Consider the following 12515-nt stretch of genomic DNA (forward strand, 5'->3'; position numbering starts at 1 on the left):
ATGCTCGTGGACCCGATCACCGCGATGTGGAGTGACCGCCTGTTCCAGGCGACGCTCGTCGTGCTGCTACTGGCGATGGTATTCACATCGCTGGAGTACGCGTCGCGCCGGATCGCCCGCAGCAGGCGCACGTCGGAAGCACCTGTGGCGGTCGGCGCTTCTGCGGCGGAGGCCGGCGGGGCGACTGAGGTCGCGGTCGTCGAGCCGTCCCCAGCGGGCCTCACGCCCGACGGCGGCAAACCGGGCCGGGCCCGCGTCGACCGCTACGGCCGCATCGGCGTTTCGTTGATGATCCTCGCGGTGCTGCTGCACCTCGGGTCGATCGTACTGCGCGGCCTCGCGGCCTACCGCTGGCCGCTCGGCAACATGTACGAGTTCGTCTCGGCGCTGTGCATGTTGGCCGTCGCCGCGTGGCTGGTGCTGGTCTACCGGCATCCCGCGATCCGTCCGGCCGGGGTGTTCGTGCTGACGCCGGTCGTGCTGCTGATGTTCCTCGCGGGGACGGTGCTCTATCTCGACGCTGCGCCCGTGGTGCCAGCGTTGCAGTCGTACTGGATCATCATCCACGTCACCACGATCACGCTGGCCTCCGGCATGCTGCTGGTATCCGGCGTCGCGAGCCTGCTGTTCATAGTGAAGCGCAGCGAAAAGCCCGCCGTGCTGGCCACGAAGCTGCCGTCGGCCGAGACGCTCGACCGGCTCGCCTACCGGGTGACGGTACTCGCCTTCCCGCTCTACACCTTCGCCATCATCGCCGGCGCCGCGTGGGCCGAGGCCGCCTGGGGTCGGTTCTGGGGCTGGGACCCCAAGGAAGTCGTGTCCTTTGTCGCCTGGGTACTCTACGCCGCCTATCTGCACGCCCGCGCCACGGCCGGGTGGCGGACCGCGCGCGCAGCCTGGATCAACACCGCGGGCTTCGCCACGATCGTGTTCAACCTGTTCTTCATCAACATGGTGGTCGCCGGGCTGCACTCCTATGCAGGAGTGTGAGCGACTATCGGGCGAAGATTCACACCTCAAGCTGCACCGCAAGCCACGTCCTCGTCCGGTGCTGGATGGGCTCTCCGCGAGGCGGGCCAATCCCGCCGCCTGGTCGGCCAGGACCGGAGTGACGACCGCGAACTCACTCGGTCAAGGAGCCGAGGGCTCCGCGCGGGCGTGCGCCAGCGTCTGTGGCGGTCTCGCCGAGCTCGGCTGGTCGCCGGAGTCGATCCCGAGCAGAGCGCCCGGGTCGGCCTTGATGTCGATGGTGGTCAGGACGCCGACCCCCTGCTCAGCCAGCGCGGCGGTGACGGCACTGATGGCCTGCTGATGGTCGAGAGCGACGGTGTGAGCGATCTGCATGGGGTACCTGACCTCCTCGCCGAAGCGCCGGAGCGTGCCAGGGGTCGCGCCTGACCACAGTAACGTTACCCCCTTGGGGTATACCAACGTGCGTGCGGTGGAGTATCGCCGTTATGCCCTGAGCCCCGCCGTCGGCGCGGTGCTCACAACTGCCAGCGATGTGAGGTCAACACGAGGAGGTCACGACTGTGATGGGTGGATCAATGATGGGCTGGGGCTGGTTCTGGCCGATCCTCCTGCTGCTCGGCGTGTCGCTGCTGGTTTATGGAACGGCACAGCTGGCTCGTGGGCGCGGCTCCTCCGGATCCGTGGTCGGTCCCGGTGCTTCCCTCGAGGCTGGGGTCACGGCCCGGCAGATCCTCGACGAGCGCTACGCGCGCGGCGAGATCGATGACGAGGAGTATCGGCGTCGTCGGGATGAGCTGACATGAACGCAGGCATCTCAGTCGCCGCCGAGCCCTGACGTTGACCGGGTTCGGCGCTGCTGCGCTGACGGCGGGCGCGGCTGGCTGGCTGGCTGGCTGGACCCGGGGGCCCCAGCCCCCGGGCGGCCCCAGCTTCCCACAAGGCGACCCGGGCGCGACCCGGGTGTGCTCGCCAGCCGCGACGGCAGGCTGGCCGTGGAGTTGACTACCGCGGCTGGCCGCGACCCTGGGTGGACAACCCACCGCAGCGCTGGGCTACAACGGCTCGTCGCCGGGCTCGACTCTGCGGTTACGGCCGGGCGACGAGCTCGCCGTACGGCGATTAACTATCTCGATCAGCTCACCGATCTGCACGCGCACGGGCTGCGTGTGGTCTCCGCAGGCCAACTGGGGCAATCCGGCTCTTCCCAGATGAGGGTGTAGGTCGGCCGGGCGCGTCGGTCCGCAGATAGACGTCGAGGTCTCCCGACGATGGAGGTTCCTACGCCATCCATCCGAAAGACCTCGACGTGTCCGACGCTACCCCGCCGGCCGGGTTCGGCCGCCCTGACCTGACCGCCTTCGCGGCTCATCCCAATCGACCCTGATCGGGTCTGCTGACCCCCTCGACGAGAACGCAGCGACATCACAGCCACCCAACCCCGACCGTCCGGGAAGCCGGGGCACGTCACATGGCCTGTGCTGCGGGCGTGTCGAGTGGGTCGTCCAGGGGCGACGCAGGAGCGTCGACGCGACGTGCTGAGAGGTGGTTCCAACCGAGCGCTAGGACACCGGCTACAGGCATGGCGATAGGTCAGGAACGGCGTCGCTCCCTGCGCAGGAGGGAGCGCAGAGTCTCGGCGTTCGCGTAGCCGACCCGTCGCGCGATCTCGGCGGAGGTGAGGTCCGTGGTTGCTGAGAGGTGCCGAGCTCGTTCGATGCGAAGCCGTTGGACGAAGCCGAGCGGAGTGAGGTTGAGCGCCGCACGGACTCGTCGTTCGAGGGTGCGCCGGCTGGTGCCGAGCGACTGCGCGACGACGGCGACGTTGAACGGTTCGTCCAGGCGGACGCGCACGAAGCGTTCGAACTCGACGACGATCGGGTCCTCGTGCCGGAGATGTTCGTAGGCGACGAAGGCCGCCTGCGACGGGCGCTCGTCGATGATGAGGAGCTTGGCGACATGTTGGGCCAGGTCGGGGCTGATCGATCGCACGAGTGAGAGCGCGAGGTCGATGTGGGCGAAGGCGGCGCCGGCGGTGACGAGGTTCCCGTCGACCACGACCATGGCGTCGAGATCGAGGGCGACGGTCGGATAGCGCTTCAGGAACTCCGGCCCCAGGAACCAGCTGGTCGTCGCCCGCCGATGATGCATCCGTCCGGTCTCGGCGACGGCGAACACGCCGGTGCACGCCGCGGCGATCCGGGTGGTCGCGTCGTCGAGGCGCCCGAGTGAGGCGATGACCGAACGAGCATCTCGGCTCTGGAGGGCGTCGTGGGTCGCGGCGGCCGTGAGGGTTCCAAGCGCAGGGACGACGACCACGTCGAACTCTCCGGACTCCGACAGCGGGTGGTCCACCGACAGGGTCATCGATGCCGTCGTGGTCACTCGCCGTTTCGGTCCGAGGATGGCGAGTTCGATCGGGTCGATCCGCGGGTCGACATCGCCGCGGGCTCCGTCGGCCACCCGCACGATGTCGATGACCGACGCGACCGCCGAACCGAAGCAGCCGTCGATCGCGATCAGTCCGATACGCATGGCGCGAACAATAGCAATACTGCCGTATACGCCACTCCCCACCGGCCCTCGCTCGTCATACGCTGAACTCGCCCCACGAAGAACCCCGACTTCAAGGAGAACCCCTCATGTCCACACCCGCATCACTTCCGTATGCCTTCGTCGCCAAGATCGTCGCGGCCGATGGACAGCACGACGCGCTCGCCGATCTGCTCGCTGGCGCTGTCGCACTCGCCAACGAAGAAGTAGGAACGATTGTCTGGTTCGCGGCTAGGACCCACGCCGACACCTTCTGGATCTTCGATGCATTCCCCGACGAGGCCGCTCGCGACGCCCACGCCAACGGCGCCATCGTCGCAGCCCTGATGGCCAACCAGCACCTCCTCGGCGCAGCACCCGAGATCCTGGCGGCCGACGTCCTCGCGTCCAAGCTCCCGTAGTCCGCCAACGCACGAGACGATCGCGCCCCGCCGAGCCGTCGGACCCGACCGCCTCGACACCCGCACCACGTTGACGATCCCCGACGGGCCGATCACGAGGAGGCCAGGCAACACCAGGCGCAAGCCTGGAGCGGCACTGTTTCACCGGTGGTCATCGAGAGAGCCAGCGCGGTTCCATGGCAGCGCAACTGTGTCAACTTGCCCTCCGTCCCGCGAGGCGCCGTGGACGGGTCGTGGTTGCGATCCGTTGCCGTGACGGGAGACGCGTTGCGCGTCGCAGCGATGACGGGTCGTTGGCGTTCCGGGGCGTTGCGTTCGTGCGCGCCGCGCGTGCGGCATGGAGCATCTCGCTGCGCACACAACGATCGCTGCGCCGACGCACCGTTGACACCTCGCACGTCCAGGTCGCGACACAACGCCACGCTGCGTTGCCGAGCGGAGCGAGGCATATCGGCACACGGACAGGATGCCGGCCGCGAGCGCTCAGCCGGCGAGGGGTCCGTCGCAGAGGAGAGCGACGTCGGTGTCGGGCAGAGCCGTGAGGCCAGCGCATTGCGCGACCACCAGAACCGAACCGCCCCTGCCCTGCGTTTGCGCAGGTCAGGGGCTGTTCGCCGGAGCCGCCTGTCGGAATCGAACCGACGACCTAATCAGGCTCTTCCCAGATGAGGGTGTAGGTCGGCGCGTCGGTCCGCAGATAGACGTCGAGGTCTCCCGACGATGGAGGTTCCTACGCCATCCATCCGAAAGACCTCGACGTGTCCGACGCTACCCCGCCGGCCGGCTTCGGCCGCCCTGACCTGACCGCCTTCGCTCGACTCGACGGCCTCGGTCTGAGCGTGACCGGGCAACGACTTGAACCGGATCGTGCGGTCCTCGCGTGCCGCGTGGTGGAACCAGATCAGTCTTGCCGACGGTGCGGCAGCGAAGGCGCTGCTCGTGACACCGTGATCCGGCGGTTGGCCCACGAGCCGCTGGGCTGGCGACCGACCGTGCTGGAAGTTGTAGTGCGCCGCTACCGCTGTGCCGACTGCGGACACGTGTGGCGCCAAGACACCAGCGCCGCGGCGGAGCCACGCGCGAAGCTCTCGCGCACCGGGTTGCGGTGGGCGCTGGAAGGGATCGTGGTCGCACACCTCACCGTCGCCCGTGTCGCCGAGGGACTCGGGGTCGCGTGGGACACCGCCAACAACGCGGTCCTGGCCGAAGGCAATCGGCTGCTGATCAACGACCCCACGCGGTTCGAGGGCGTGAAGGTCATTGGCGTCGATGAGCACGTCTGGCGCCACACCAGGCGTGGCGACAAGTACGTCACCGTGATCATCGACCTCACCCCGGTCCGCGATGGCGCCGGCCCAGCAAGGCTGCTGGACATGGTCGAGGGCCGGTCGAAGGCGGCGTTCAAGACCTGGCTCGCCGACCGCGACGACGCCTTCCGTGACGCGGTCGAGGTGGTCGCGATGGACGGCTTCACCGGGTTCAAGACCGCCGCTGCGGAGGAGATCCCGGACGCGGTCACGGTGATGGATCCCTTCCACGTCGTGCGCCTGGCCGGTGACGCCCTCGACAGGTGCCGGCGCCGGGTCCAACTCGCGATCCACGGGCACCGTGGGTTCAGGGACGACCCGCTCTACAAGTCGCGGCGCACGCTGCACACCGGCGCGGACCTGCTCACCGACAAGCAGAGCGACAGGCTACGCGCGCTGTTCGTTGATGACGCTCACGTCGAGGTCGAGGCGACCTGGGGTGTCTACCAGCGCATGATCGCCGCCTATCGCCACGAGGACCGGCAACGTGGCCGCGAGCTCATGGAGAAGCTGATCACCGACCTCAGCGCCGGCGTCCCCAAGGTGCTCACCGAGCTCACCACCCTGGGCCGGACCCTGAAGAAGCGAGCCGCCGACGTGCTCGCCTACTTCGAACGACCCGGCACCAGCAACGGGCCGACCGAGGCGCTCAACGGACGGCTCGAACACCTGCGCGGCTCCGCACTCGGGTTCCGCAACCTGACCAACTACATCGCCCGAAGCCTGCTCGAGACCGGCGGCTTCAGACCCCAACTCCTACACCCCCGATTGGGATGAGCCGGCAATCCCTTCGTGCGGGTCGAGCCCGTTCCTCGTTCTCCTACCTCTATCGGATTCCTGCTGATCACCCTGCTGGCGCCCACCCGCTGGTGCCACCCCACTGCCACGGCACGGTGGCCGACCAGCTCTTCGGAGGTCTGGCCGGGGTCCTGCTGATCGACCCACCACCGCACACAGGATTCAGGCGTCGGTGTCGCCGGTGACCGTGTCGTCGTATCCGACATCCCGCTCGAGAGCTGGGGCGGTGGCGGCGCCGAACGTCAGGGTCGGACGAGGACCTCGCGGCCATGTCAGTATTGGCTGGCGATCTACGCGATGCGCCCAATTCGCTAGTCTCGCCGGGCTCGGTATCCCTGCGGCGTGCCGTGGGTGATCCGCGAGGCCGTGCGGCAGGTCATATGCCACACCGAGCTGGCGGTCCGGCGTATCGGCGGGCTGAAACCGACCCGGTCTCGTTGTACCTGTTCCTCGATGCCGGCTCCGGTGCTGTTTGGGCGGATGCGGAGCCGCGGTAGCGCGAGCACGTCGTCCGCGGAGCTGGCCACTCGGAACTCGGTCGTGCATGCGCTGGCGTATCCGGCGCGGGAGATGGCGCTCCGCATCTGTGCGCTCGAGACGCCGGCCGGGTAGCAGAAGGACTCAACGTGTAAGCCGAGCCGATCCTCGAGTTCGTTCTTGCTGGCCTGGACCTCGTCTGTCGCGACACGCAGGCCGTTCTGGGCCCGAGCGTTGACTGCGCGGCTCCCGATCTCCACGCCCGCTCTCCCCAGGTGCGCGAGCTCGTCCCAGCCGAGGTGCGATCGCTCACGTGGTTCCCAACGCGAGGCTCGACGCCCGACTGCACCGGTCGGAACGTAGAGGGTAGCGCGAGCGCCAAATCTCCGGAGGAGGTCGTAAGCGTTGAGGAAGTCCAGCAGCGCGTCGTCGAACGACAAGGCAATGACAGGGCGGGAACGGTTCTCCTCGAGGAGTTGCCGCGCCTCGGTGACACCGACAAGCTTCCATCCGGTCGTGGTGAGAAAGTGCAGGTGCTCCTCGAGCAGTGACACGGGCACCGTCCTCGCAGCCGCGGTCTCAGGGCTGTGATGTGGGACGGAGCGGTACCTGAGGATCGGCAGACGCCATATCGCGCGCGCCTCCCGGTAGGGCGACGGGCGCGGTTGCCCCAGCCGTATACGCGCAAGCATCTCTGCACGACCATGGAGGCCATGGAGGGGCCCCGCTCGGGGGCTGGATTCGCAGTCCACGTCGTTCTCCGGATAGTTCTACTTTATCGGACCGATGGATTGGAAAAAAACGGTCAGATCCGACCAGTGTCACGAACTCGCGGCGTGATACCTCGTAACCTCTTGTAGGCGCCCGCTGGACGAGCCGGCAGGCTGCGGATCCACTCGAAGTGCCCGGTCTGCGCGTTACAGACGCCGCCGCGGCGATCGCCATCTCGAACAATCACGGCCCCGACATTCTTGGAGGTGGGGCGGCATGGCGAGGCGACTCCTGCTCCTGCATGTTCACCCGAATGATCCAGCGTGGATGGCATCGCCCCGGAGGTGTGCGGGACAATTTGTGTTAAGAGGTCGCATTGAACGTCGAGCCGAAATAGTGAAGGCGAACCCGATCTCCAGCGACACCCAGCTGGCGCCTGCGAGCCTCGATCGATACCAGGCACCCCGACTACTTCTCCGCTCCGCGTCGAGAGAACCCATGACACGCTCAACCGCCATCTACCAGCGCGCATCGCGCCCGCGCGAAGTCAGGAAGGTGCCCAACAGGCGTCCCGCCCAGGGCGCCTCGGCGGCACGCAGCGCTTGTCAACGGCCAGTTTGTGGTCCCCGCTGATGGCTCCCCGGCATGGAGCCGGTTGTTGGCGTTCGGATCTACTTCACGTGGACGGATTGGCGTTCAAGAGGTCGTGGGGATCCGCGCGGCCGACGGAGCTGCTCGACTCCCTGCATGTGCATGAGCGCACACGGTTTGTGACTGGCAAGTTCGACAGATGGGCGTACGGTGTTCGACCGAACAGCGTAATACTCACCTTTTCGTCCCCCGCTGTAGTTGCGCCCGTAACGAACCCGCACCCACTGGTCGAGTGGCACAGCGCCTCGTGCTTGCGTCCCTCCCACGGTGAGAGGTGCCCCCATGATCGAAAGACCGCCCGATATCTCCATCGTCATACCTGCTCGGAATGAGGCCACCAACCTCCGGATTATCCTTCCCGAGCTTCCCGATGTTCATGAGGTGATTCTGGTCGACGGGCGATCGACGGACAGCACCGTCGAAGTCGCACGGCGTCATCATCCCGGCATCAAGGTCCTGCAACAGACCCGGAGAGGTAAAGGCAACGCCCTGGTCTGCGGATTCGCTGCGGCCACCGGTGACATCGTAGTCATGTTCGATGCCGACGGCTCCGCAGACCCAGCCGAGATCCCACGATTCGTCCGAGCGTTGACCGACGGCGCGGACTACGCTAAGGGCACGCGCTTCGCCAGGTCGGGTGCCGACACGTGCGGAAGCGACGACATCAGCCTGCTGCGCCAAGCCGGCAACGCCGGGCTCAACTCGGTGGCGAACCTGATGTTCGCCACGTCCTTCTCCGACCTCTGCTACGGCTACAACGCCTTCTGGCGCCAGATCCTGCCGCAGCTGAAGCTACCTCCCGTGCAGGTCCCCGACCTCCCAGCCGACAAGATGCTCTGGGGCGACGGCTTCGAGATCGAGACGGTGCTGAGCTGCCGGGTCGCCGCCAGGAGGCTGCGTGTCACTGAGGTCCCTAGTCTGGAGCGTCGGCGCATCAACGGCGACACCAACCTCCGTACGTTCGCGGACGGCTCGCGCGTCCTGAGGACGATCATCTCCGAACGCATCACGGCAGGTCCCCGGAGCCGCCGGACGAGGCAGCTCCCCCTGCCTGCAGGCGTTCCAGCGAACGACACCATCGCCCCAGGCCGGCATCCAGCCGACGCCTTGCTCGGCCGCGCCGTTCAGCTGCCTCACCACGGCGCCGACCTCACGTCCGGCCCCTCCGTCGGCCTGCGGTCCCGGCGCCACTGGTCCAGACTCGCCCATCGAGACCGGGGAGTTGCGCAGGATGCTTCGTGATGAGCCGTTCGGTCGATTCTCGGCTGCGGTGCTTTCCTCCGGTGCGGGGGAGGCTTCCCCGGATCCGTTCACACCGAGTATGTCGGCGATCATCTGTGCGTTCGACGACAACCGGTGGGACGACACCCTCTCTGCCAAGATCACCTGAGACAGGTTGAAGTCAGCGGTTCACAGTAGAGGGCGTGATCGGAGATCCTGGTGCTCGTGTCATCGGAGGAGCGTCGCGGTGCGGGGGCCGGCAGCAGCGGGTCGACGGCGTCGTCGTCGGGTCCGCGGTCGGCTGGTGGTCCGTCGCCGCGTCCGTCGCGTAGGTCGTTCAGCGCGGAATACAAGCTGGCGATCGTCGCGGAGTATGAGAACGCGCCGAACGGTGAGAAGGGCGCGGTCCTGCGCCGGGAGGGCCTGTATTCGTCGCACGTGATCGAGTGGACCCGGGCCCGGGACGTCGGCGCGCTGGAGGGCGTAGCCGATTCGAGGCGGTCGGCGAAACGTCCGAAGCGGTCGGCGGAGGCGGCCGAGTTGGAACGGCTCCGGGCCCGGAACGCGAAACTCGAATCCGACCTGACGAAGACGCGGACCGCGTTGGACATCATGGGAAAAGCGCACGCGCTCTTGGAGCAGCTGTCCGAGAGCGCGGACGACCAGGAACCACCGGCGCCGCGGAAGCGGCGTTGAACGGCGCGTTCACCGAGTTGCGCGCCGCTGAGGTGTCGATCAAGGCGGCGTGCGCGTTGACCGGTCGGTCGCGGGCCACGCACTACCGCCGCGCCGACCCGGCGGGGGTGACGCTCGGGCCGCTGCACGGCCCGCACCGTGCGCGCCGGCTCCCGCCCTCGACGATCACCGACGACGAGCGTGCCGCCGTGCTCGCGCTGCTGAACTCCGAGGACTACCGGGATCTGGCCATTCCGCAGGTGTGGGCCCGGGAGCTCGACGAGGGCCGGTGGTGGTGCTCGCAGTCGAGCATGTACCGGATCGCCCGCGCAGCGGGTCAGAACCGGGAACGGCGCGCCCAGGCCACGCATCCGCCGCGGGTGCGCCCGGAGCTGGTCGCTCATGGCCCGAGCGAGGTGTGGTCGTGGGACATCACCGCGCTGAAGGGCCCGCGGAAGGGCGAGTGGTACAAGCTGTATGTGGTGCTCGACATCTTCTCCCGCTACGTAGTCGGATGGCTCGCCGCGAACGCTGAGGATGCCGTCGTGGCGAAGGATTTCCTCGCCGACGCAGTCGCCCGCAACCACGTCATCCCGCAGACGATTCATGCCGACCGGGGCGGGTCGATGACCTCGAAACCGGTATCGGAGCTGATGGTCGATCTCGGTATCTGCCGGTCACATTCCCGGCCGCAGTGCTCGAATGACAACCCGTTCTCCGAGGCGCAGTTCAAGACGCTGAAGTACGTGCCGGACTTCCCGGACCGGTTCGGCTCGCTCGCTGATGCCCGCGCGTTCTGCGAGCGGTTCTTCGAGCACTACAACCACGAGCATCGGCACTCCGGCATCGGCATGCACACCCCGGCGTCGATCCACTTCGACACCGCGACCGAGGTCCGGGCTCAGCGTCAGACCGTCCTCGACCGCGCACACGCCCAGTATCCCGAGCGATTCAGTCGCCGGCCCAGCCCGCCGCGCCTGCCCGAGCAGGCGTGGATCAATCAACCCGTCCTACAGCCAACTCAGTAAGATCAACTGTCTCAGTTGACTTGACAGCTACCGACACGCTGGCGGCCGTGGCATCGGTGAAGGCGCAGATTCCGGCCCCCCTCGAGGTGATCCTGGTTGTCGACCACAATCCGGACCTGCGCGACCGCTTCTCCGCGGAGCTCGACGTGACCGTGGTCGACAACCTCGGCCCGCGGGGCCTCTCCGGCGGCAAGAACACCGGTATCGCGCTGGCCCAGGGTGACGTCGTCGTGTTCCTCGACGACGACGCGGTCGCCGAGCCCGGCTGGCTCGCTGCGCTCGCCCAGTCATTCACCGATCCCGACGTCCTCGGTGTCGGCGGCCTGACGCTCCCGGCGTGGGCAACCGACCGTCCACAGTGGTGGCCCGTTGAGTTCGACTGGGTCGTCGGATGCACGTTCGTCGGACGGGACCCCGGCGTCGTGCGCAACCTGCTGGGCGGCAATGCGTCGTTCCGGCGGGAGGTGTTCGACCTCGTCGGCGGGTTCCCGACGCACATCGGTCGGACCTCGGACAAGCGACGCCCCCTGGGGTGCGAGGAGACCGAGCTCTGTATCCGGGCGAGCCAACGTAGGCCGGGTGGCCGCTTCGTGTTCGAACCGCGCGCAGTGATCCACCACCGTGTTCCCCTCATTCGCGAGCGCTTCGCCTACTTCCGGGCACGGTGCTATGCCGAGGGCCTGTCCAAGGCACTCGTCTCGCAGAGTGTCGGTGTACAGGACGGATTGGCGGCCGAGCGGACGTACACGACCGTCGTTCTGCGGCGCGGTGTCGTCCGCGGCATCCGCGAGGGACTCGCCGGGCGCTTGAACGGGTTCCGGCGTGCGGGCGCGATCGTCACCGGAGTCGCCTATGCGACCGCCGGGTACGCGGTCGGCTGTGCCCGGCAGAGGTGGTGGGGGGCCGCCCCGTGACCAACGTGGTCCCCATCCTGATGTACCACTCCGTCAAAGAAGATCCACCCGCGACCACGCGAAAACTCTCCGTCCGGCCAGAGCAGCTGCGTTCACACCTGCAGTTCCTGCGCGAGAACGGCTTCACCGGCCTCACGTTCACCGACCTGTGCAACCGCGCCCGGCACGATGCCTGCGACATGCCCGAGCGGCCGATCGTGCTGACCTTCGACGACGGGTACGCCGACGTGCACGAGGAGGCACTGCCGCTGCTCGCCGAGCACGGGTTCCCGGCCACCGTGTTCGTCACGACCGGATGGCTCCGGGACTCCGGGATGGAGGCCGCCGGCCGACCACTGGACCGCATGATGGCGTGGACGCAGGTGCGGGAGCTGGCGGACGCCGGGTTGGAGGTCGCGGCACACAGCCACAGCCACCCGGAACTCGACCAACTCAGCGATCGCGCTCTGCGTGCCGAGCTGATCCACAGCCGGTCGCTGCTCGAGGAGAGGCTCGGTATCGAGGTACCCAGTCTGGCGTACCCGTTCGGCTACTCCAGCCGCCGCGTCAGGGATGCCACAGCGGAAGCGGGCTACCAGCAGGCCGCAGCAGTGATGAACGCCGTCGCCGAGCGAGACGCCGACCCGTTCGCGGTTCCTCGGCTCACCGTGCGGCGTTCGACATCGCCGACCCTGTTCCGCCGAATCGCCTCGTGCGAGGAGCTCCACCGCGTCTTTCGGATCGACCGGGCGTTGACGAACGGGTGGACCGTCGTGCGCCGGTCCCGCTCATTGATGCGCCGGGTGCGCCGTGGTTGACACCAACACGCGG

Annotated in this window: 12 protein-coding genes; 9 read left to right on the forward strand and 3 right to left on the reverse strand. The window is 67.7% G+C overall.

Annotated elements, in window-relative coordinates; translation table 11 throughout:
• On the forward strand, window positions 1–990 hold the full coding sequence (ccsB, locus tag Pdca_RS33855) for a c-type cytochrome biogenesis protein CcsB (RefSeq protein WP_085916882.1): 990 nt from the start codon (window positions 1–3) through the stop codon (window positions 988–990).
• 141 nt (window positions 991–1131) lie between these two features.
• On the opposite strand, the gene Pdca_RS33860 is transcribed toward ccsB, so the two are convergent.
• Window positions 1132–1344: a DUF302 domain-containing protein gene (locus tag Pdca_RS33860; RefSeq protein WP_085916883.1), complete on the reverse strand. Its 213-nt coding sequence runs from the start codon at window positions 1342–1344 to the stop codon at window positions 1132–1134.
• 191 nt (window positions 1345–1535) lie between these two features.
• Here Pdca_RS33860 and Pdca_RS33865 point away from each other — a divergent pair, with 191 nt between their 5' ends.
• Complete coding sequence (locus Pdca_RS33865; protein WP_085916884.1) at window positions 1536–1775, forward strand: SHOCT domain-containing protein; 240 nt, start codon at window positions 1536–1538, stop codon at window positions 1773–1775.
• A gap of 787 nt (window positions 1776–2562) precedes the next feature.
• Here Pdca_RS33865 and Pdca_RS33875 read toward each other — a convergent pair.
• The gene (locus Pdca_RS33875) at window positions 2563–3504 is read right to left on the reverse strand and encodes a GlxA family transcriptional regulator (protein WP_125911746.1); all 942 of its coding nucleotides are present in this window, start codon (window positions 3502–3504) and stop codon (window positions 2563–2565) included.
• Between the two features lie 107 nt (window positions 3505–3611).
• On the opposite strand from Pdca_RS33875, the gene Pdca_RS33880 reads away from it, so the two are divergent.
• Together Pdca_RS33880 and Pdca_RS33885 are read left to right on the forward strand one after the other, a co-directional pair.
• Window positions 3612–3923, forward strand: a complete 312-nt coding sequence (locus Pdca_RS33880) for a putative quinol monooxygenase (protein ID WP_006247389.1) — start codon at window positions 3612–3614, stop codon at window positions 3921–3923.
• Window positions 3924–4681: 758 nt separating this feature from the next.
• Window positions 4682–6007, forward strand: coding sequence for an ISL3-like element ISPfr2 family transposase (locus Pdca_RS33885; RefSeq protein ID WP_026197714.1), 1326 nt, complete (start codon window positions 4682–4684; stop codon window positions 6005–6007).
• Between the two features lie 332 nt (window positions 6008–6339).
• Here the strand turns inward: Pdca_RS33885 and Pdca_RS33890 are convergent, their stop codons facing one another.
• Entirely contained in the window at window positions 6340–7059 is a 720-nt protein-coding gene (locus Pdca_RS33890; protein ID WP_158092396.1) for a polysaccharide deacetylase family protein, read from the reverse strand.
• A gap of 1090 nt (window positions 7060–8149) precedes the next feature.
• Here Pdca_RS33890 and Pdca_RS33895 point away from each other — a divergent pair.
• The 5 genes from Pdca_RS33895 to Pdca_RS33915 all read left to right on the forward strand — a co-directional run bounded on the left by Pdca_RS33895 (window position 8150) and on the right by Pdca_RS33915 (window position 12502).
• The gene (locus tag Pdca_RS33895) at window positions 8150–9109 is read left to right on the forward strand and encodes a glycosyltransferase family 2 protein (protein ID WP_085916912.1); all 960 of its coding nucleotides are present in this window, start codon (window positions 8150–8152) and stop codon (window positions 9107–9109) included.
• A 198-nt stretch (window positions 9110–9307) separates the two neighbouring features.
• A complete protein-coding gene (locus Pdca_RS36200) occupies window positions 9308–9784 on the forward strand; it encodes a transposase (RefSeq protein WP_179956585.1) in 477 nt (158 codons plus the stop codon).
• On the forward strand, window positions 9781–10791 hold the full coding sequence (locus Pdca_RS33905) for an IS3 family transposase (protein ID WP_125911267.1): 1011 nt from the start codon (window positions 9781–9783) through the stop codon (window positions 10789–10791). Before Pdca_RS36200 ends, Pdca_RS33905 begins: the two co-directional genes overlap by 4 nt.
• 47 nt (window positions 10792–10838) lie before the next feature.
• A complete protein-coding gene (locus Pdca_RS33910) occupies window positions 10839–11705 on the forward strand; it encodes a glycosyltransferase family 2 protein (RefSeq protein ID WP_208115280.1) in 867 nt (288 codons plus the stop codon).
• Window positions 11702–12502 (forward strand): polysaccharide deacetylase family protein, encoded by an 801-nt coding sequence (locus Pdca_RS33915; RefSeq protein WP_208115281.1) that lies wholly within the window; start codon window positions 11702–11704, stop codon window positions 12500–12502. The genes Pdca_RS33910 and Pdca_RS33915 overlap by 4 nt, the downstream gene beginning before the upstream one ends.
• The last annotated feature ends 13 nt before the right edge of the window (window positions 12503–12515 follow it).

The organism is Pseudonocardia autotrophica, assembly GCF_003945385.1.
Classification (GTDB): Bacteria; Actinomycetota; Actinomycetes; order Mycobacteriales; family Pseudonocardiaceae; genus Pseudonocardia; species Pseudonocardia autotrophica.